Origin of the sequence: Verminephrobacter aporrectodeae subsp. tuberculatae At4, assembly GCF_000193225.1 — a bacterium.
Lineage (GTDB): Bacteria > Pseudomonadota > Gammaproteobacteria > Burkholderiales > Burkholderiaceae_C > Acidovorax > Acidovorax aporrectodeae.
Window position 1 is genome coordinate 1 of sequence record NZ_AFAL01000483.1, and the last position, 20,379, is coordinate 20,379.

Below are 20,379 nucleotides of genomic sequence, written 5' to 3' on the forward strand. Positions count from 1 at the left end.
CTACTGGATCATAGATTGGATGGTTGCTACAGACAAAAGCTCTAATTATGATTATTTTCGTTAATGTTTTACTGGGCAAAAATATCATCACCAATGAAACATTTACTGCGCTTTTATTAATGGCAGTTGTCAGTACTATGTTAGCAGTGCCGGTAACATATCCGAAGCTGCAACGAATGAAATCGCTAATTTCCAAGTCAAAATAATGACCTTCTTTAATTGTAACTGCCTGGCATCCGGCATATGAATCGGTGATGCGTAATACTTGCCCCATGTCGCCCAGAAACTTCAGCGTTGAGTCACGAGGAGAAGGATGCATTGCTCCAAGAGAAGGACGCATTGCTTGAGCACAAGGATGCATTGATTGGACAGTTGGTCGTTCGGGTCCAAGAATTGGTCACCCGGGTGGGCAAGTCGGTCATACGCAGACTTGGCTTGCGCACCAACTGCCAATCAACGCCACGTAGCAAACGCTGTTCGGCCACTCGTTCGGTGGGCTGCTGACGCGCTGTTCAGCCGACCCCGGCGCTGTTCCAACGCTACTGCGCTGCCAGCCCTTCGATCTGGTGGGGCGATCGAGCCATCCTGGTGCACCGCGACCGCTTCCTGCAGCGCCCTGCGGGCGGCGGCGATGACGGCCGGCGTCTGCTGCTCACGGCCGGCAGCCTGGAGGAAGGCGCTGCCAAGCCCCTGGCGGACCCGGGGCGCGAGCGCCGCCAACGCGAGCGGCGCCAAACCGGCGCCTGGTGCGGCGGCGCTTGGCTGCGCTGGCCGGGCTGCTGCTGGTGCTGCTCTCGCTGCTGGCGCTGGACATTTCCACCGGCCCGGCGCGCTTTCCCTGGACGCAGCTGCTGACGGGTCTGTGGCAGCCCGGGGCACTGCCGCTGGAACAGCGCGTGATCCTGTGGCAGGTGCGTCTGCCCAGCGCGCTGCTGGCGGTGCTGGTGGGCGCGGCGCTGGGGCTGGCGGGGGCCGAGATGCAGACGGTGCTGAACAATCCGCTGGCCAGTCCTTTCACACTGGGGCTGTCGGCAGCGGCCAGTGTGGGCGCCTCTGCGGTGGCGATCAGTGGCTGGACCTGGACGCTGTGGAGTGAAAACCTCGCGCTGACGGTCGGCGCCTTTGCCGGCGCGCTGCTCGCCACCTTGCTGATCGTCTGGCTGGCTTGGCGCCAGGGCGCCGGCACCGGGACCGTGGTGCTGTTCGGCATCGCCCTGATGTTCAGCCTGGAGTCGCTGCTGTGGCTGCTGCAGTACATCGCCGACAACGACGCGCTGCAGCAGATCGTGTTCTGGACCATGGGCAGCCTGGGCCGCACCAGCGGCACCAAGGTCGCGCTGCTGGCCGCCGTGCTGGCGCTGGCCGGCCCATGGGCCGCCCGCGACGCCTGGACCCTGACCGTGTTGCGCGGCGGGGACGAGCAGGCGCGCAGCCTGGGTCTGCCGGTGGAACGCCTGCGCGTGCTGGTGTTGCTGCGCATCAGCCTGGTCACGGCCACCGCGCTGTCCCTTGTCGGCACCATCGGCTTCGTGGGCCTGGTGGCTCCGCACGTCGCGCGCCTGCTGGTCGGCGAGGACCACCGGCACTACCTGCCCGCCGCCGCGCTGTCCGGGGCGCTGATGGTCTGCGGCGCCTCGGTGCTCAGCAAGAGCGTCGTGCCGGGGGTGGTGCTGCCGATCGGCATCGTCACGGCGCTGATCGGCGTGCCGATGTTCATGCTGCTGCTGTTGCGCCGCAGTGCGTCGGCCCATGAATGACGGCGCCGGCTTCTGCATCCATGCGCTGGATGCGGGCTACGGCAGCCGCCGCGTGCTGTCGCAGCTGTCGCTGGCGCCGGCCGCGCCCGGCAGCATGATCGGCCTGCTCGGGCCGAACGGCGCGGGCAAGTCCACTGTGCTGCGCGCCTGCGCACGCCTGCTGCCGGTCCAGGGCGAGGTGCGCTTGGGCAGCCTGGACTTGCTGCGGTGCCCGCGCGACCACCATCTGCGCCACGTGGCCTATCTGCCGCAAGTGCTGCCGCAAGCCTCCACGCTGCGGGTGCTGGAGAGCATTGCCGGCGCGCTGCGGGCGACCCGCCCCGATCTGCGGGTCGGCGAACGCGAGGCCCGGCTGCAAGCCGTGCTCACCGAACTCCAGTTGCTGCCGCTGGCGCTGCGGCGGCTCGACCAACTCTCCGGCGGGCAGCGCCAAATGGTCGGCTTGGCGCAGGCGCTGGTGCGCCGCGCGCCGCTCATGCTGCTCGACGAACCGACCAGCGCACTGGACCTGCGCTGGCAGATGCTCACCTTGCAGGCGCTGCGCCAGGCGGCACGTGAGCGCGGCGCGATCGTCTGCGTGGCCATGCACGACCTGAATCTTGCCGCGCGCCACTGCGATCGCCTGGTGCTTCTGGGCGCCCCCGGGACGGCTTGTTTGCAACGGGGGGCGGGCGCCGTGGCGGGGCCGCCCTGGGTTGCGTGCACGGGCGGCCTGCTGGCCGAGGGTGCGCCGGATGCGGTGCTGCGGCCGGAGCTGCTGCGCGCGGCCTACGGCATCGAGGCCCGCGTCGAACGCAGCGCCGGGCAAGCCTGCGTGGTGTTGGTGGAGCGGGCGCTGTCGCTGCCGGAGTGGACGGGCGCCGGGGTCCACCGGGTGGATGCGCCTTCCCTTCGCGCGCGCCGCCGGGTTTGAGGGGCGCAGTTTCGCGGGGCAGGGCACGCGCTCACGCGCCTCTCTCTGCCTCCCCGTGGGGGTCTTCGCGAGCGCTGCTGCTTTGCTCCAAAGTCGAGAGCAGCACGGACAGGTGGTGGTCGAGATCGGCCCGTACGGTGGCGGGCAACGCGGAGAGAAGACCGCGTTCGTTCTCCACGTGCGCCTCGACCGCGCGATTGATCAAGCGCAGCCCCTTGCGGGTCAGCTGAACGAGCATGCTGCGTGCGTCCAGCGCGCTCGGCACCCGCTGCACGAGTCCGTTGGTCTCCAGGCGTTTGAGCCGGTGCGTCATCGTTCCGGAGGTCACCATCAGCGTTGAAAACAGCTCCGTTGGCGAGAGGCGGTAGGGCGCACCGGAGCGCCGCAGCGTGGCGAGCATGTCGAATTCCCACAGGCTCAGGCCGAAGTCCGCGAAACAAGCCTCCAGGTGGTGTCCGAGCAGCGCGGCGCATCGCTTGAGGCGCCCGATCGGCCCCATGGGGCTGACGTCGAGGTCGGGGCGCTCGCGCGCCCATTGGTCGAGGATGGCATCCACTGCGTCTGGCAGTCGGTCGTTGGTCCGGGTGGGCATATGTCTTGACTTCAAGATAGTTTTTATACACAATGTGCTCTATCTTGACATCAAGATAAATGCATGTCCAGCCTTCTGGCTGCGAGTGAACGCGCCCATGGGGCGAACGTCATCGCGCTTCTCATGAAACCGCAAGGAAAACCGTATGCTGATCAACTACTGCATGGCGTGCGCCGAAGGAATGACTTTCCGCACCGCTCCCCGGAGGCCAGCATGAGCCGGGGTCCACCGCGCGTTTCCTGGGTCGACCTGCTGCTCACGGCAATCGCGCCCATCGTCTGGGGCAGTACGTACCTGGTCACCACCGAGTTGTTGCCCGCGGACCGTCCGCTGCTCGCCGCAGTGATGCGTGCCTTGCCCGCCGGTCTGCTGCTCGTGGCGCTGGGCGGGCGCCTGCCCCGGGGCGCGTGGTGGTGGCGCATGGCGGTGCTGGGGGTGCTCAACATCGGTGCCTTCTTCTATTTGCTGTTCGTGGCTGCGTATCACCTGCCCGGCGGGGTTGCGGCGCTGATCCTGTCCTCTCAGCCCGTGATCGTGCTCATTCTGGGGACCCTGCTGTTGGGCCGGGCCTTTGTTCCGGTGCAGTTGCTGGCCTGCGTGCTCGCCGTCGCGGGCGTGGGCCTGGTGGCGTTACAGCCTGGCGCACGCTTCGATGGCGTGGGCATTGCGGCGGGGGGCGCGGGGGCGCTGTCGATGGCCCTGGGGCTGGTGCTGTCCAAGCGCTGGGGACGTCCTTCCGGTGTGGGCGTCATGACCTACACCGGGTGGCAGCTCGGCATCGGCGGCGCCGTGCTGTTGCCCGTGATGCTGCTTGGTGAGGGGCTGCCGGCCGGCCTCAGCGCGGCGAACTGGATGGGCTTCGGATACCTGTCGGTGATCGGTGCGCTTCTGGCCTATGCCTTGTGGTTTCGGGGCATCGAGCGCATGCCGGCGTTGTCGCTGTCCTTCCTCTCGCTGCTGAGCCCGCTATCGGCAGCGCTGCTGGGCTTTGTGTACCTGGGCCAAGGCCTGGGCCCGACCCAGCTGCTGGGTGCGGCTTGCGTCGTCGGCGCGGTCGTGCTGGCACAGGCCCGGGATGCTGCGACCGCGGCATCTGATCCAAGTTCCTGATGCGCGCGGTGGACACGGCCACGGGTGGCCGCACCGCGCGCACCACACCGCGCACACCAGGCAGGCCGTGCGGATCAGCACGGCCGAGACGGGCGGTCTGCTGGCAGCCGCCCATGCCCCAAGTACCGCCAACAAACTATTGAAAAGGAAACCTGCGCATGACCGACCGCACTTTTGAACCCACGACCTTGGGCGCCATTCCCATTGCAAACCGCCTGGTGATGGCGCCGATGACCCGTAACCGCGCGACGCCAAGCGGCGAGGCCCCTGCCTCCATGGCGCGCTACTACGCCCAGCGCGCGAGTGCCGGGATGATCATCTCGGAAGGAACGCAGCCCAGCCAAGTCGGACAGGGCTTCATGAATACGCCCGGCCTGCACGCGCCCCGGCAGGTGGCTGCGTGGCGCGAGGTGACGCAGGCGGTGCACTTGGCGGGGGGAAGAATCGTCGCGCAGCTGATGCATGCGGGGCGGGTCGGCCATCCGTCGCTGTATGCGACTGCGCACCAGTCCGTAGGGCCCTCGGCGCTGGCTCCCGCTGGTCAGGCGCACACGCCCAGTGGTCCCCAGCCCTACCCGGTTCCGCGTGCGCTCAGCCTGGCCGAGATCGAGCAGACTTGCCGCGACTTTGCCCAAGCGGCCGTCAACGCCCGCGACGCGGGCTTCGACGGCGTAGAGGTCCACGCGGGCAATGGGTTCCTGCTCCACCAGTTCATGGCGCAAAACTGCAATACGCGCGAGGACGGATACGGCGGCAGTGTCGCCAACCGGGTGCGCTTCACCCTGGACGTGCTGCACGCGGTGAGCGCGGCCATCGGCGCCGACCGCACGGGTGTGCGCATCTCGCCGGGAAACCCTTACAACGACATCCAGGAAGGCGACACCGAGTTGCTCTACCGTGCACTCGTGCCCCAACTGCCAGCCCTGGCCTACTTGCACGTCATGGAGGCGGGGAACAGGGCGCAGACCCAGGACATCCGCAGGCACTGGAGTGGCGCCCTGATACTCAACCCGCATGCGGACGCAAACAGCTGGCCCGCCGCCCCGCAGAGCATCGAGCCGGTGCTGCGCGAGGGTCTGGCAGACGCTGTGAGTCTTGGCGCGCTGTTCCTGGCCAACCCCGATCTGGTCAGCCGGCTGCGCCGCCCCGCACCGCTCAATGCCGCGGATCCAGATACCTACTATGCAGGGGGAGACAGGGGATATACGGACTACCCGGTCTTGCAGGAGTAGCGCTCGGCAAACGGCCCCGGGCGCGCGCTCGGGGCACATGCGCTATCGCGGTGATCGAGGCGGTTGCGGAGTAAAGTCTTGGCCCATGACCGAGCGCCCGCATACCGACGTTGCCGTGATCATGCGCTGCGAGCGCATCGACCACCGCTGGCAGGTCTGGCGCTGGTCGCTGGCCGAGGTGTTGCAGCATGACCCGGCGTTTGGCACGCAGCCGCGCCGGCTCCCGGACGACGCGCGCGGGCAGCGCTGGCTGTTCCCGGGTTTTCTCGTGGAACTGTTTCGCGACGACGCCGAAGGCTATTACCTGAACCTCTGTTCCCCGGCCCCGTGCTGGTTCGTTCTGTGGCGCCCGGATGAGGACCCGGGCGCGGACGGGGTCGCGCTCGCCCGCCCCGTGCAGGTGAGCCTGAGCTACCACGACGCGGGCCGCTGGCTGGACGCGCAGGAAACCGTGGAGCAACTGCCCGCGGCGCCCGAGGTGCTGCAGGTCCTGCGCGCCTTCGTGGCCGCGCATTACCGGCCCGAACCCAGGCGCCGCAAGCGCCCCGACAGCTTTCGCGCGCTGCACGACCGGTTTGGCAACCCCGCCCCGGTGCCCACGCAAGGGCGGGGCGGTGGTGCGGGCGGTGATGACCATGCTTGACGGATTCCTGGGGCGCTGGTCGCGCCGCAAGCAGGACGTGCGCGTCGGCAGGCCGGTGCAGGAGCCGGCGCCCGTGGCCATGCCCGCAGCGCAGGCCCCGGAGGAGCAGAGGGAACCGCCGCCGCAGGTGCCCGAGGCCCCGCCGCCACCCCCCTCGCTGGTCGACGCGCAGGCGCTGACGCCCGCGTCCGACTTCAAGCCCTTTCTGGCGCGCGCGGTCTCGCCCGAGGTGCGCAATCTGGCGCTGAAAAAGCTGTTTGCCGATCCGCATTTCAACGTGATGGACGGGCTCGACATCTACGTCGGCGACTACACCCAGCCCGACCCGCTGCCCGAGGGCATGCTGCGCAAGATGGCCAGCGCCCGGGCCATGGGCTTCTTCGGGGGAGGGACGGACGGCAACGCAATGGCCCCTGCGCTCCCCCCGACCCGGGACGGTGCGCAGGAGGCGACGACCCCGGACAGGGCACGGCCTCCCCCGTGCAAGGCCATTCCCACTCCCCTACCCACCAGCAAGCCCGACTTGGCCGCCGCCCCCACCGGTGCGGTGGCCATGTCAGCGAGCCAATCCGAACATGACCACACTGATCTGCGACTGCAACCGGACGATGCCCCTCGACGCGAAGGCCTTGGGCCGGGCATTGCATGAGGACCTGAGCCTGCATTCCACGCTGTGCCGGCGCGACGCGGGGGCGTTCCAGAAGGCCATCCGCAGCGACCAGGAGGTGCTCGTGGCCTGCACGCAGGAGCAGCGCCTGTTTGCCGAACTGGGCTTGCAGACCGAAGGGGCGGTGGCGCCGATCCGCTTCGTGAATATCCGCGAAACCGGCGGCTGGAGCCGCGACGCCGCGCAGGCCAGCCCGAAGATCGCGGCCCTGCTCGCTGCGGCCCGATTGCCCGACCCGCCCCCCGTTCCCACGGTGAGCTACCAGAGCACGGGCCGGCTGCTGATCATCGGCCCGCTGGACGCCGCCGAACAGGCAGCGGCCCTGCTGTGCGACGTGCTCGACGTGACCCTGTTCACGCAGGGTCCGGGAAGCGCAGGCGGCGCGCAGGCACGGCGGCATCCGGTGCTCGGCGGGCGCATCACGGGGCTGACGGGCTGGCTCGGGGCCTTTGATTTGCAGTGGCAGGCCGACAACCCCATCGACCTGGACCTGTGCACGCGCTGCAACGCCTGCGTGGCCGCCTGCCCGGAGAACGCCATCGGGCTCGACTACCAGATCGACCTGTCCGCCTGCCGCGCGCACCGCAGCTGCGTGCAGCAGTGCCAGGCCGCAGGGGCCATCGATTTCCAGCGCGCAGCCAGCGCGCAGCAGGAGCGCTTTGACCTGGTGCTGGACTTGCGCGCGGTCGGCGCCGGGCCCGGCTTCGTGCAGCACGCCTTGCCGCAGGGGTATTTCCGCTGGGACGGCCGCGACAGCGCCGCGCTGTTTCGGCTGCGCGAGTTGGTGGGTGCGTTCGAGAAGCCGCGGTTCTTCGTCTACCAGCAAAGGCTTTGCGCGCACAGCCGCAACGCAAGCGTGGGCTGCAAGGCCTGCGTGGACATCTGCTCGGCCGAGGCGATTGCCAGCGACAAGAGCCACCAGCAGATTCAGGTGAACCCGCATCTGTGCGTGGGCTGCGGCGCCTGCACCACGGTGTGCCCCACGGGGGCGCTCGCGTACGCCTACCCCGATGCCACGCAGCTGGGGGCCCGGTTCAGGACCTTGCTCTCGACCTACGCCGCTGCGGGCGGCAGGGACGCGGTGCTGCTGCTGCACAGCCAGGACCGTGGGCAGGCGCTGGTGGGCGAGCTGGGCCGCGCCGCGCGGCTTGGTCTGGCGCACGGTGTCCCGGCCCACGTGATTCCGGTGGCGCTGTGGCACACGGCGAGCGCGGGGCTGGACCTGTGGCTCAGCGCGCTGGCCTATGGCGCGGCGCAGCTGGTGCTGCTGAGCACGCACGAAGAGGCGCCGCAATACCTCGACGGCCTGCAGGCGCAGATGGACGTGGCCCAGGACATTTGGCGCGGGCTGGGCCACGCCGGCACCCCCGTGCAGTGGCTGCGGGCCACGAGCGCCGCCGATCTGGACACGGCGCTGCAGGCGCTGGGACGGACGGCGCGCAGCCCCGCCGTGGCGGCGCGCTTTGCCGTGGCGCAGGAGAAGCGCAGCACGCTGGCGCTGGCGCTGGAGCAGCTGATCGAACACGCGCCCCTGCCCGCAGCGCAGCGGCCCCAGGCGATTGCGCTGCCCGCCGCGGGTTCGCCGCTGGGCAGCGTCGAGGTCGACAAGGACCGCTGCACCCTGTGCCTGAGCTGCGTGGGCGCCTGCCCGGCCGGCGCCCTGCAGGACAACCCGCAGCTGCCGCAGCTGCGCTTCATCGAAGCAAACTGCGTGCAGTGCGGCCTGTGCGCCAGCACCTGCCCCGAGGACGCGATCCGGCTGCAACCCCGCCTGCTGCTGGCGCCCGGGCGCGCGCAGCCGCGGGTGCTCAACGAGGCCAGCCCCTGGGCCTGCGTGCGCTGCGGCAAGCCGTTTGGCACCGTGCAGGCCATCGAGGCCATGCTGGACAGGCTCTCGGGCCACGCCATGTTCCAGGGCGCGGCGCGCGAGCGGATCAAGATGTGCAGCGATTGCCGCGTGATCGACTTGTATTCCTCTCCCCACGAAACGAAAGCGACCGACCTGTGAGCACCAGCGCCTTCCCGCTACCGCCGAGCAGCGCGGCCCTGGACGAGGAGGCCGCGCGCGCCGAGCTCTACGGCCTGCTGGCGCAGCTGTACTACGCCGCACCCGGCGCCGCGCTGCTGTCCGCGCTGCGCGGTGCGCCGACCGGGGCGCCGCAGGCCGGGGACTGCTTGCAGGAGCCCTGGCAGCAGTTGGTGGACGCGGCCCGCGCGCTCAGCGACGCCGCGATCGCGCAGGAGTTCGAGCACCTGTTTGGTGGCGTGGGCAAGCCCGCGCTGTACCTGTACGGATCGCACTACCTGAGCGGCTTTCTCAACGAGAAGCCGCTCGCCCGCCTGCGCGGCGACCTGGACCGGATGGGGCTGGCGCGCGCCGAAGCGATTCCCGAAACCGAGGACCATATCGCCTGCCTGTGCGAGGCGATGCGCTACCTGATCGCAGGCGACGACCCGGCGGTCTGCACCCTGGGGGCGCAACGCAACTTTTTTACAACGCATCTGCAGCCCTGGGTCCGGCCCTTGTGCGACGCGCTGCAGGCGCACCCGCTGGCGCATTTCTACTGCGCGCTGGCCCGGTTCACGCGGGCCTTCATGGCCGTGGAAACCCAGGGCTTCGAGATGTTCGACGGGGCCTGAAAGAACGGCTGCGCGCGCGGAGAGACGGGGAGAAGAGGGGCGCGGTGGTGGGTGGATACAAACCCGGGTTTGCAGAGTCTTGTGCCCATCGCATAGACTTCGTATGCACAACGTTACATAGCTGCCAGCCATTGCCGGAGTCACCATGCAGAACCGCCAGCCCCCCGATCACCATCCATCTCCCGCGCGCCGCAGCTTCTTGCGCGGCGCCGCCACCGCAGGGGCTGCGGCAGCCGCCGTGGTGGCGCTCCCGCACGCCGTCCCTTCACCGGACGCGACGCCGTCCGAACCCGCGCGCGGGGCGCCGGAGGGCGGCGGTGGCTACCACCTGTCGGCGCACGTGCGGCAGTACTACGAAACCACCCGGGTCTGACAGCGGGCACGCCATGTTGCTGACCAGAAAATCCTCCCCCGCCGCGCAGGGGGCCTCCACATCTGCGTCCCCCCTTGTGCACAGCCTGCGCCGTGGCCTGGCGCAGGCCCTGCCGACCATGGACCGGCGCGCGTTCCTGCGCCGCTCCGGTCTGGGCGTGGGGGTGGGCGTCGCTGCGGCGCAGATCACGCTGCTCGAAAAGTCCAACGCCGCGGGCACCAAGGCCGGCGTCGGCGACGGCAAAATCGAAGTGCGCCGCACCGTGTGCACCCACTGCTCGGTCGGCTGCGCCGTGGACGCCGTGGTCGAGAACGGCGTGTGGCTGCGCCAGGAGCCGGTGTTCGACTCGCCCATCAACCTGGGTGCGCACTGCGCCAAGGGTGCGGCGCTGCGCGAGCACGGCCATGGCGAGTACCGCCTGCGCTACCCCATGAAGCTGCTCGATGGCAAGTACGAACGCATCAGCTGGGAGCAGGCGCTGACCGAGATCAGCGCCCGGATGCAGGCGCTGCGCCAAGCCAGCGGCCCGGACAGCCTGTACTTCGTGGGCTCGTCCAAGCACAACAACGAACAGGCCTATCTGCTGCGCAAGTTCGTGAGCTTCTGGGGCAGCAACAACTGCGACCACCAGGCGCGCATCTGCCACTCGACCACGGTGGCCGGCGTGGCCAACACCTGGGGCTACGGTGCGATGACGAATTCGTACAACGACATGCAAAACAGCCGGGTCGCGCTGTACATCGGCTCCAACGCGGCCGAGGCGCACCCGGTGAGCATGCTGCACATGCTGCACGCCAAGGAAAGCGGCTGCAAGATGATCGTCGTCGACCCGCGCTTCACGCGCACCGCGGCCAAGGCCGACGAGTACGTGCGCATCCGCTCGGGAGCCGACATCCCCTTTCTGTTCGGCCTGCTCTACCACATCTTCAAGAACGGCTGGGAAGACAAGAAGTACATCCACGACCGTGTCTACGGGATGGAGCAGGTGCGCGCGGACGTGCTCGCCAAATGGACTCCCGACAAGGTGGAGGAAGCCTGCGGGGTCCAGGAGGAGCAGATGCGCAAGGTCGCCGGCATGCTCAACGCCAACCGCCCCGGAACCATCGTGTGGTGCATGGGCCAGACGCAGCACACCATCGGCAACGCCATGGTGCGCGCTTCGTGCATCCTGCAACTGGCGCTCGGCAATGTGGGCAAGTCCGGCGGCGGCGCGAACATCTTCCGCGGCCACGACAACGTGCAAGGCGCGACCGACGTGGGCCCGAACCCCGACTCGCTGCCCGGCTACTACGGCCTGGCCGAGGGCTCGTGGAAGCATTTCGCGGCCGCCTGGGGCGTGGACCTCGAATGGATCAAGGGCCGCTACGCGTCGCCCGCGATGATGGGCAAGAACGGAATCACCGTTTCGCGCTGGATCGACGGCGTGCTCGAAGACAATGCCTTGATCGACCAGGACTCGAACCTGCGCGGCCTGTTTTTCTGGGGCCATGCGCCGAACTCGCAGACGCGCGGCCTGGAGATGAAGCGCGCGCTCGACCGGCTCGACCTGCTGGTGGTGGTGGACCCCTATCCCTCCGCCACGGCGGCCATGGCGGCCATGCCCGGAAGGACCGAGGACCTGAACCCCGAGCGCGCGGTCTACCTGCTGCCCGCGGCCACGCAGTTCGAGACCAGCGGCTCGTGCACGGCGTCGAACCGCTCGATCCAGTGGCGCGAGAAGGTCATCGACCCGCTGTGGGAGAGCCGCTCGGACCACATGATCATGCACCAGCTCGCCGAGAAACTGGGCTTTGCCGACAAGCTCTCGAAGAACTACGGGATGCAGAAGGTCAAGGGCCTGGACGAGCCCGTTCCCGAGGACATCCTGCGGGAGATCAACCGCAGCGTCTGGACCATAGGCTACACGGGCCAGAGCCCCGAGCGCCTGAAGGCGCATATGCGCAACATGCACCTGTTCGACGTGAAGACGCTGCAATCGCGGGGCGGCAAGGACCCGGAAAGCGGCTACGACCTCGGCGGGGACTACTTTGGCCTGCCATGGCCCTGCTACGGAACGCCCGAGCTCAAGCACCCCGGTTCGCCGAATCTGTACGACACCTCGAAACACGTGATGCAGGGGGGTGGCAACTTTCGCGCCAACTTTGGCGTGGAGCGCGAGGGACAGAACCTGCTGGCCGAAGACGGTTCGCACTCGCTGGGCTGCGAAATCACCACCGGCTACCCCGAGTTCGACCACGTGCTGCTCAAGAAGCTCGGCTGGTGGGACGACCTCAGCGACGCCGAGAAGGCCAAGGCCGAAGGCCGGAACTGGAAGACCGACCCCACGGGCGCGATCATCCGGGTGGCCATGGCGCATGGCTGCCATCCGTTTGGCAACGCCAAGGCGCGTGCGCTGGTCTGGAATTTCCCCGACGCGATTCCGCAGCACCGCGAGCCGCTGTACGGAACCCGGCCCGAGCTGATCGCCAAATACCCCACGTACGAAGACAAGAAAGCCTTCTGGCGCCTGCCCACGCTCTACAAAAGCCTGCAAGACAAAAACCTCGCCGACAAACTGCACGAGAAGTTCCCGCTCATCCTGAGTTCGGGCCGCTTGGTCGAATACGAGGGCGGCGGCGAGGAGACCCGCTCCAACCCCTGGCTGGCCGAATTGCAGCAGGAATCGTTCGTCGAGATCCACCCCCAAACCGCGTCCGAGCGCGGAATCCGCAACGGCGAGCGCGTGTGGCTCAGCTCGCCCACGGGCGCCCGGCTCAACGTGCAGGCCCTGGTGACGGAGCGCGTGGCGCCGGACACGGTGTGGATGCCGTTCCACTTCTCCGGCCACTGGCAGGGCGCCGACATGCTGGCCTACTACCCCAAGGGCGCTGCGCCCTTGGTGCGTGGCGAGGCGGTGAACACGGCGACCACCTACGGCTACGACTGCGTGACCATGATGCAGGAAACCAAGAGCACGATCTGCAACGTGGAGCGGGCATGAGCGCCCGCCTGCGCTGACCGGGAGAAACCAGCATGGCAAGAATGAAATTCATCTGCGACGCAGAGCGCTGCATCGAGTGCAACGGCTGCGTGACCGCCTGCAAGAACGAGCACGAGGTCCCGTGGGGCGTGAACCGCCGCCGCGTGGTCACGCTCAACGACGGCGTGCCCGGCGAGAAGTCCATCTCGGTGGCCTGCATGCATTGCAGCGACGCGCCCTGCATGGCCGTCTGCCCCGTGAACTGCTTCTACCGCACCGAAGAAGGCGTGGTGCTGCACGACAAGGACATCTGCATTGGCTGCGGCTACTGCAGCTACGCCTGCCCGTTCGGTGCGCCGCAGTTCCCGTCGAACGGCAGCTTTGGCGTGCGCGGCAAGATGGACAAATGCACCTTCTGCGCGGGCGGACCGGAGGAACATGGCAGCCAGGCCGAGTTCGAGAAATACGGCCGCAACCGCCTGGCCGAGGGCAAGCTCCCCGTCTGCGCCGAAATGTGCTCCACCAAGGCCCTGCTCGCCGGCGATGGCGACGTGCTCGCGGACATCTTCCGCACCCGCGTGGTACAGCGCGGCAAGGGCGCCGAGGTCTGGGGCTGGGGCACGGCCTACGGCACGGCGCAGGGAACGGACCGGACGGACCCACCCGCGGGAGGCAAGCCATGAAGCGTCTCCCCCTCGCCCCCCTCGCCCCTCTTGCCCCTCTTGCCCTTGCCGCCGCGGCCCTGCTCGGGTTGGGCGCCTGCGGAGAAAAGCCGCAGACCGGCGCAGGAATCCGCAGCGACGCCCCGGCCTACGCGGGAACCGGCAGCCCCTTCATGCAGCCTGGCTGGAAGGCCGGGGACCAGGCCGCTTGGGCGGCGCAGCTCAGGGCGCGCCAGCAGTACGGCCAGAACGAATACAGCCGCACGCGGTGAGGAGGAGGTCTGCCATGAAACAGCGCATGCGCTTCCTGACCCTGGTGGCGGCCCTGGCTTGGTGGGGGCCTGCGGCGGTGGCCGCTTCCGACGCCGCAGCGGCCGCCCCCCAGGCGCCCGTTGGCGTCCAGAGCCAGAACATCTTCCAACTCGGTCCGGACGCGGAGACGGACCCCGGGTACGCCGCGCAGACCCAGGCCGAGCGCGCGCGGGTGCAGCCCGGCAACAACGCGCCCCTGTGGCGCCAGGTGGGGCAGGGCGTGACGGGCTACAGCAGCCTGCCCAAGAGCCAGGCGCCCGAAGCCGGAAACCTGATCCAGCCCACCGTGCAATACCCCGGGTCCCGCGTGACGAACGCCGGGCAGGCCTGGCGCCAAGTGCGCAACGACTGGATCATTCCCTACGGCGCGGCGCTGCTCGCCATCGTGCTGCTGGCGCTGCTCATCTTCTATTGCACGAAGGGCCCATTGGGCCGCGACCACGCCGAGACCGGTGCGCGCGGCATCGAGCGCTTCACCCCCTTCGAGCGTGCGGCGCACTGGGCGAACGCGATCGCGTTCTGCGCGCTCGCGGTCTCCGGAATCACCATGGCGTTCGGCAAGTTCCTCCTCCTGCCCATCCTGGGCGCAACGTTGTTCGGCTGGCTGGCCTACGCGCTCAAGAACGTGCACAACTTCATGGGCCCGCTGTTTGCCGTGTCGCTGCTCGTCGTCGTACTCACCTTCGTGAAGGACAACATCGCCAACCGGGCCGACTGGCTGTGGTTGTCCAAGGGCGGCGGCATGCTCGGTGGCGGCGACCAGGAAGTTCCCTCGCACCGTTTCAACGCGGGGGAGAAGGGCCTGTTCTGGTGGGGTGTCACCCTCCCCGGAATCATCGTCGTGCTCACGGGCCTGGTGCTCGACAGGCTGATCCCCGGCTGGGGCGACGTGCGCGGCGAGATGCACGTCGCGCACATGCTCCACGCCACCCTCGCCCTCTGGATGATGGCGCTGATCTGCGGCCATATCTACATGGGAACCGTCGGCATGCGCGGCGCCTACCGGGCCATGAAGACCGGTTACGTGAGCGAGGGCTGGGCCCGCGAGCACCACGCGCTCTGGTACGCCGACGTCCAGGCCGGCAAAATCCCCCGGCAGCGCAGCGCCAGTCCCCCCGCGGGCGCTGCGGCTGGCGCAACGCCATCCGCGGGCCAGCCCGCACAGGTATGAGGTCGTACGGCATGACGCCATTCCTTCGTTCCCCGGTGCTGGCGCTGTGCGCGGCCAGCGTCTGCCAGCTGGCGTCAGCCAAGCTGCCCGCGGCGTCTCCCGAGGCCGCAGCCAAAGCCGCCGAAGCCAGCGCCAAGGCGGCCTGGACCGGCAAGGTCGGCAACTACCAGCTGTGCCTGGCGCAGGACCGGGTCGTCGCCCACTACCGCAAAACCACGCCGTCCGCCGCGCCCGCCCGGGCCACCGCTCCGGGCTGCACCGACCCGGGTCCGTTCGTTCACACGGCCGCCAGCCCGCCGGCCGCGCCCGCACCGGCTGCGTCCAAGCCCTGACCAGCGGCTGTCATACCCGGGAAATACCGCGCGGCTAGGCTCCGTTCCCTTGAATCCATCGAAGGAGAAGATCACATGGCGTTTGCTGCACATTCATGGAGGTGCATCGTTGCGTCGCTGGCGCTGCTGCTCACGGGTTGTCCCGTGCTCAGCTTCAACCCGTCGATCACGTCGTTGCGTCTGCTCGGTTCCGCATCCATCCCCACAGGCACCCTGTTCGAGGGGGTGGAGTTTGGCGGCATCTCGGGGCTGGACTGGGACGCGGGCAACAGCTACTGGGCCATATCGGACGACCGGGGCGAACGCGGGACCCCGCGCTTCTACAAGCTCAGCATCGACTACGACGCCAGCGGCAACGTGGACGTGAAGATCGACCGGCAGATCCATATGCTGCGCGAGGACGGCACGGCGTTTCCCTCCTCCGCGCGCACCGTGGACCCGGAAGCCATCCGCGTGGCGCGCAACGGGCAGCTTTACTGGGCGTCCGAAGGCAACTGGAACGCGGCGGCTGCGAGCCGGTTCCAGCCCTTTGTGCGGGAGATGACGACGCAGGGCGGGTTCGTGCGCGATTTTTCCATTCCTTCGAGCTACCACTACGTGGACAACGCCACACAGGGGGCGCGCAGCAACAAGGTGTTCGAATCCCTTGCCGTGGCGCCGAATGGCACGGTGTACGTGGCGAATGAGGACGCGCTGATCCAGGACGGTCCGCCCGCGAGCTTGCAGGCGGGCAGCGTGCTGCGCGTGACCGCCCTGGACCCCGTCACCGGAAAAGCCATGGCGCAGTACGCATACGAGCTGCCCAAGATACCCGTGGACGGAACGCCCGGCGCGGCGTTCAGCCCGGACAACGGCCTGTCGGACATGCTCGCCGTGGACATGACCGGCCGCCAGTTCATCGCGGTGGAGCGCGCGTTTGCTTTCGGCGTGGGCAACACCATCCGCCTGGTATGCACCGAAATCACGGACGCCACCACCGACGTGAGCGGCCTCGCCAGCCTGGCCGGTGCCACGTACACGCCCATGACGCGCAGGCTGCTGCTGGAAATGCCGGCCCAGTACCAGGGGCTGAAACTGGACAACATCGAGGCCATCAGCTGGGGCAAGATCCTGCCCAACGGGAACCGCACCCTCATCCTGGCTTCCGACAACAACTTCTCGGACACCCAGACGACGCAGTTCATCGTGTTCGAGGTGTTTGAGGATTCATAGCCTACCCAGGCTTCCAACAGCTACCCGACCTCAACACACCCATTCCTCCCCGGAATGGAGCCCTTGGACCTGCGGCCAGACCATGCTGGGAATGTTCCAATGTTTCTTCGATAAATTGCATTCGACGCATGAATGGAACATACTCCGGCCATGCTCGCGAGCACCCACACCCAGCGCGTCCTTGATCTGGTCGGCCAGAAGGGGCTGCTGCGCGCGAGCGACCTGGACGCCATTGATGCGCCCCGGGTCGTCCTGACGCGCCTGACTGCTGCCGGCCTGCTGGAAAAGATGGGGCGAGGCCTCTATCGCCTGTTCGACGTGCAGGGGTCGGAACATGAAAGCCTCGTGGCCGTCGCTACCAAGGTGCCGCAGGCCGTGTTCTGCCTGCTGACCGCGCTGCAATTCCACGAACTGACGACGCAACTGCCGCGCCAGATCTGGATCGCCATGCCGCGCGGCAGTCATGCGCCCCGGATCGACTACCCGCCGCTCAAGATGGTGCAGTTCACGGGGGATGCCTACACGGCAGGCATCGAGGAAGTGGAACGCGATGGTGTCAAGCTCCGGGTGTACGCCGTGGCCAAGACCGTGGCGGACTGCTTCAAGCACCGCAACAAGATTGGCCTGGACGTGGCGCTGGAAGCGCTGAAGGACGCCCGGGCGCGAAACAAGGCATCGGTCGATGACATCTGGCGCTACGCCAAGGTCTGCCGCGTCGCCAACGTGATGCGGCCCTATCTGGAGAGCATCGGATGAGCCCGGCGCGTCCACCGGATCGGGCGAACGTCGCCGCCTCCGTCCGCGCGCGCCTGCTCAACGTCGCCAAGACGCAGGGACCAGGGGCTGAAACTGGACAACATCGAGGCCATCAGTTGGGGCAAGACCCTGCCCAACGGGCACAGCACCATCGTCCTGTGCTTCCGACAACAACTTCTCGGACACCCAGACGAGGTACATGCATTGGTACAACCATGACCACCGGCACAGGGCGTCATGCGGGCGATCCTGGCCGCTGTACACACGAGCGCTTCGCGTGCTCAACCCGCCACGCTGGACATCACGCGCGCAGCTGACCACCCATCAAGACCGTAGCCCTCAACCTCCAAACGCGACTCAAGATGAACCGGATATTCAGCCGATGGATGTTCAGAATGAGGCGACAACTAGCGCCGGCCGCCGACATTGGTGACATCAGGTCTACGTCCCCATGTACACGAAGGGCCGAAGAACCAGGAATGCCTGCAACGAATGCGATAGGGCGACCCGCTACCCGGTGCCAACCAATTTTTCAGTCCGTCTTGGTAGGCCACGTCAAACCGGCCATAGAAAGATTTCCCCAAAAGGGTGGTGGCGCAAGTCATAAGACCCCCGGTGAACACGCCAATCACCTTGTTGTGGGAATTGAAGAGGGCTGAGCCGCTGCTTCCATTCTCAGTTGCTCCATCGCGCCACGCGACCTCGTAGTGGTTGCCCGTCATTCCGGTGCACACGAAGGATAGCAGGCTGCTGCTTACCGGGAGAGGGCAGGTTTTCCAACTGTTCAGGTTGCCCCGACTGATCTTCAGCAGGTCACTTTGCGGGTGGTGCAACCCCCCGACCGGAGCGAAAAAGGACTGGGCGTTGGCATCCCAGCCCGCGAAAAAGGCCCCTGCGGGGGGCGAATCATTGAGTTTGAGCAGTGCAATGTCGCTGGTATACGATGCATACACTAGCGTAGCGCCACCCGTGAGGCTGACGGTGTTGCTCTGCGGCGTGCGGCTCCCGCAGGCGGACGATCGGTAGAACCAGTCCGTCTGCAGCGTACTAGCCTGGGCCTGCGTCGAAATGCAATGGTAAGCGGTCAAAAAGTAAGGGGTTCCCGAAGATTGGCTGTCGTTCAGCAGCGTGCCGGTGCACGTCCTGGATTTGCCTTCTGTTATGAACCGCATGCGCGCCACTGCGTTGCGCTGATCAACATAGCTATCGTAGCAGGTAGCGTCCTTGTGGCATGCCTGCGACTCGCCGATTTCGCCGATTTTGGCCACTAGCTTTTCTTCCTCCGCCCCCTCTTCTTGCGTGAGCACGTCCGAGTTCTCATAGGTATGCGAGATCCGGGGAATCGCGATGTCGATCTCATCCACGGCACTCCCCGCAGGCAATTCCACCTCCAACGTGACCTCGTCACCGTCCAAGTCAGGCGTCCACCAAGTTTGACCATCAAGGCTCACATCGCCCGCCTGCGCATTGCGCTCGATGTGCTGCAGCACCTCTTGGCCCGTGATCTGGAACACCGTGCCGGGCTCGGCTTGGCGGTACACGCGTAGCACGGCACTGCTGGGCAACTGCTTGGCAACAACCCCCAGGCGCAGGCCATAGGCGCCTTCGGACGAAAAGCTGATGGACGCGACCTGCCTTCCTCCGGCTGTAGGCTGCCAATGCAACTGTTGCAAAGTCTGCGCGGCGCTTTCGGTGGCGCTCACGGCGCGGGATTCGCCCACCGTGCGGGGGCCTACGCCAGAGTTGACAGATTGGGTTTTCTTCTGCACCAGCGTACCCAGATGGATCCGAGACGGGGTCGGGACGGCGGCACGATGCGACTTCTTGATGGCCGACACGTCCTGGACGGCACTGGCTGGTTGCACTCTTCCATCGACCTGGGTGACCGGCGAGTCCTTTTCGACAGAGGACTCGTTGTCTTGGTCCCCACTGTCACTACAACCGACCAAGAGGGCCACCACAATGGTGCCCAGCAGGCCCACGCGGGCTCCAAAAGCTGTCTTTTTCATCTTTCAATTCCTCAATAACAAGACATCAAAGAAGAACGAATAATACACATTAGAAAGCATTTTGCAATAGACGGTTTCATGCCTCCAGTGAGGGTGAATTGATCATCCGGAAATGCTGGTCAACATGGACGAGACGCGGCTCACGACGATCGCGCAAATTGGACAGTTTTTGGTCGCCGGCGCGGTGGTGCAATTCACCCCCATCCAGGACGATGAGGAGCGCAGGGAGCCTTCGGCTCAGCGCCCCACCGCGTAAGCCTGCATAAGGCGCGGCGTAGCGGCCGCGTGCAATATGCCGTCGGCATCCCGCGAGGCCGCCGTCAAACGGCCCACGGACCATGGGGGCATTTCTTCAATCTGGTGGCCGCGGCGACGCAGGTCCTCGATGACCTCGGGTCCGAAACTCCTTTCCACGGCCAGATGCCCGGGCCGGCGCCCGCGCGGGGAGAATGACGAGGGAAAATGCAGCGTGTGCGACATCGGCAGGTCGATGGCTTCCTGCAGATTCAAGCCGTGGTGCACATGGCGCAGGAAGAACAGCAATTGCCATTGCTCCTGCTGGTCGCCACCCGGGGTGCCGAACGCCAAACAGGGTTTGCCATCGCGCAGCGCAAGCGCAGGCGTCAATGTCGTGCGCGGGCGCTTTCCCGGCTCCAACGTGCCCGGCAGGCCCTCTTGCAGCCAGAACATCTGGGCGCGCGTGTTCAGACAAAAACCCAGTTCGGGAATCACCGGCGAGGACTGAAGCCAACCGCCCGACGGGGTGGCCGAGACCATATTGCCCCAGCGGTCGATGACATCCACGTGGGTGGTGTCGCCGCGTTTCACCGAGGCCTGCATATCCGCCATCGTGGGCTCGGACGTCGCGCTGCCCGCCGCGCTCACCTTGGACAGGCGCGACAGCGTCTCCATGACGCGCTCTGCCTGGTCCTCGAAACCGGGGATGCGGCCGGGCAACAACTCCTGCGAGGCGTGCGCGCCGATCAGCGCCCGGCGTGCGGCGTTGTAGTCGTCCGAGAGCAGTTGCGCCAAGGGCACG

General features: G+C 67.2%; 20 protein-coding genes and 1 pseudogene. 18 read left to right on the forward strand and 3 right to left on the reverse strand.

Annotated features, from left to right (window positions below):
- Nucleotides 1-14 precede the first annotated feature (14 nt).
- From VTU_RS34950 to VTU_RS0115635, 3 genes and pseudogenes are all read left to right on the forward strand, one after another.
- A pseudogene (locus VTU_RS34950) lies at nucleotides 15-206 on the forward strand (cation:proton antiporter); the annotation flags it as partial.
- A gap of 552 nt (nucleotides 207-758) precedes the next feature.
- Nucleotides 759-1,757: a FecCD family ABC transporter permease gene (locus tag VTU_RS27620; protein ID WP_236610761.1), complete on the forward strand. Its 999-nt coding sequence runs from the start codon at nucleotides 759-761 to the stop codon at nucleotides 1,755-1,757.
- Nucleotides 1,750-2,670, forward strand: coding sequence for an ABC transporter ATP-binding protein (locus VTU_RS0115635; RefSeq protein WP_010105844.1), 921 nt, complete (start codon nucleotides 1,750-1,752; stop codon nucleotides 2,668-2,670). The genes VTU_RS27620 and VTU_RS0115635 overlap by 8 nt, the downstream gene beginning before the upstream one ends.
- Nucleotides 2,671-2,701: 31 nt before the next feature.
- On the opposite strand, the gene VTU_RS0115640 is transcribed toward VTU_RS0115635, so the two are convergent.
- Nucleotides 2,702-3,262, reverse strand: coding sequence for a MarR family winged helix-turn-helix transcriptional regulator (locus VTU_RS0115640; protein ID WP_010105845.1), 561 nt, complete (start codon nucleotides 3,260-3,262; stop codon nucleotides 2,702-2,704).
- 213 nt (nucleotides 3,263-3,475) lie between these two features.
- On the opposite strand from VTU_RS0115640, the gene VTU_RS0115645 reads away from it, so the two are divergent.
- The 14 genes from VTU_RS0115645 to VTU_RS0115710 all read left to right on the forward strand — a co-directional run bounded on the left by VTU_RS0115645 (nucleotide 3,476) and on the right by VTU_RS0115710 (nucleotide 17,331).
- Nucleotides 3,476-4,372 (forward strand): EamA family transporter, encoded by an 897-nt coding sequence (locus VTU_RS0115645; protein ID WP_010105846.1) that lies wholly within the window; start codon nucleotides 3,476-3,478, stop codon nucleotides 4,370-4,372.
- A 158-nt stretch (nucleotides 4,373-4,530) separates the two neighbouring features.
- The gene (locus VTU_RS0115650) at nucleotides 4,531-5,604 is read left to right on the forward strand and encodes an alkene reductase (protein ID WP_010105847.1); all 1,074 of its coding nucleotides are present in this window, start codon (nucleotides 4,531-4,533) and stop codon (nucleotides 5,602-5,604) included.
- A gap of 85 nt (nucleotides 5,605-5,689) precedes the next feature.
- A complete protein-coding gene (locus VTU_RS0115655) occupies nucleotides 5,690-6,247 on the forward strand; it encodes a DUF3305 domain-containing protein (RefSeq protein WP_010105848.1) in 558 nt (185 codons plus the stop codon).
- A complete protein-coding gene (locus VTU_RS0115660; protein WP_029554462.1) occupies nucleotides 6,240-6,896 on the forward strand; it encodes a DUF3306 domain-containing protein in 657 nt (218 codons plus the stop codon). The genes VTU_RS0115655 and VTU_RS0115660 overlap by 8 nt, the downstream gene beginning before the upstream one ends.
- A complete protein-coding gene (locus VTU_RS0115665; protein ID WP_010105852.1) occupies nucleotides 6,856-8,922 on the forward strand; it encodes a 4Fe-4S binding protein in 2,067 nt (688 codons plus the stop codon). The genes VTU_RS0115660 and VTU_RS0115665 overlap by 41 nt, the downstream gene beginning before the upstream one ends.
- The gene (locus VTU_RS0115670; protein WP_010105853.1) at nucleotides 8,919-9,554 is read left to right on the forward strand and encodes a TorD/DmsD family molecular chaperone; all 636 of its coding nucleotides are present in this window, start codon (nucleotides 8,919-8,921) and stop codon (nucleotides 9,552-9,554) included. The genes VTU_RS0115665 and VTU_RS0115670 overlap by 4 nt, the downstream gene beginning before the upstream one ends.
- Before the next feature lie 145 nt (nucleotides 9,555-9,699).
- Complete coding sequence (locus tag VTU_RS27625) at nucleotides 9,700-9,927, forward strand: twin-arginine translocation signal domain-containing protein (RefSeq protein WP_010105854.1); 228 nt, start codon at nucleotides 9,700-9,702, stop codon at nucleotides 9,925-9,927.
- Nucleotides 9,928-9,940: 13 nt separating this feature from the next.
- Nucleotides 9,941-12,907: a formate dehydrogenase subunit alpha gene (locus VTU_RS0115680; RefSeq protein WP_029554463.1), complete on the forward strand. Its 2,967-nt coding sequence runs from the start codon at nucleotides 9,941-9,943 to the stop codon at nucleotides 12,905-12,907.
- A 32-nt stretch (nucleotides 12,908-12,939) separates the two neighbouring features.
- On the forward strand, nucleotides 12,940-13,569 hold the full coding sequence (gene fdh3B, locus VTU_RS0115685) for a formate dehydrogenase FDH3 subunit beta (protein ID WP_010105856.1): 630 nt from the start codon (nucleotides 12,940-12,942) through the stop codon (nucleotides 13,567-13,569).
- Nucleotides 13,566-13,820 carry a hypothetical protein gene (locus VTU_RS27630; protein ID WP_010105858.1) on the forward strand — a complete coding sequence of 85 codons (255 nt, stop codon included), beginning with the start codon at nucleotides 13,566-13,568 and terminating at the stop codon, nucleotides 13,818-13,820. The genes fdh3B and VTU_RS27630 overlap by 4 nt, the downstream gene beginning before the upstream one ends.
- 14 nt (nucleotides 13,821-13,834) lie before the next feature.
- On the forward strand, nucleotides 13,835-15,031 hold the full coding sequence (locus VTU_RS0115695) for a formate dehydrogenase subunit gamma (protein ID WP_010105860.1): 1,197 nt from the start codon (nucleotides 13,835-13,837) through the stop codon (nucleotides 15,029-15,031).
- Between the two features lie 11 nt (nucleotides 15,032-15,042).
- Nucleotides 15,043-15,363, forward strand: coding sequence for a hypothetical protein (locus VTU_RS27635; protein WP_050809526.1), 321 nt, complete (start codon nucleotides 15,043-15,045; stop codon nucleotides 15,361-15,363).
- 75 nt (nucleotides 15,364-15,438) lie between these two features.
- Nucleotides 15,439-16,575 (forward strand): esterase-like activity of phytase family protein, encoded by a 1,137-nt coding sequence (locus tag VTU_RS0115705; RefSeq protein WP_010105864.1) that lies wholly within the window; start codon nucleotides 15,439-15,441, stop codon nucleotides 16,573-16,575.
- Between the two features lie 150 nt (nucleotides 16,576-16,725).
- Complete coding sequence (locus tag VTU_RS0115710; RefSeq protein ID WP_010105866.1) at nucleotides 16,726-17,331, forward strand: type IV toxin-antitoxin system AbiEi family antitoxin domain-containing protein; 606 nt, start codon at nucleotides 16,726-16,728, stop codon at nucleotides 17,329-17,331.
- A gap of 407 nt (nucleotides 17,332-17,738) precedes the next feature.
- Here the strand turns inward: VTU_RS0115710 and VTU_RS27640 are convergent, their stop codons facing one another.
- Nucleotides 17,739-19,340, reverse strand: coding sequence for a trypsin-like serine peptidase (locus tag VTU_RS27640; RefSeq protein WP_010105868.1), 1,602 nt, complete (start codon nucleotides 19,338-19,340; stop codon nucleotides 17,739-17,741).
- 112 nt (nucleotides 19,341-19,452) lie between these two features.
- Here VTU_RS27640 and VTU_RS33670 point away from each other — a divergent pair, with 112 nt between their 5' ends.
- The gene (locus VTU_RS33670) at nucleotides 19,453-19,596 is read left to right on the forward strand and encodes a hypothetical protein (RefSeq protein ID WP_010105870.1); all 144 of its coding nucleotides are present in this window, start codon (nucleotides 19,453-19,455) and stop codon (nucleotides 19,594-19,596) included.
- On the opposite strand, the gene VTU_RS0115725 is transcribed toward VTU_RS33670, so the two are convergent.
- Nucleotides 19,578-20,379: gamma-glutamyltransferase (locus VTU_RS0115725; protein WP_029554464.1), on the reverse strand; the 802-nt coding region annotated here is incomplete at its 5' end. The two genes, VTU_RS33670 and VTU_RS0115725, sit on opposite strands and share 19 nt — an antisense overlap.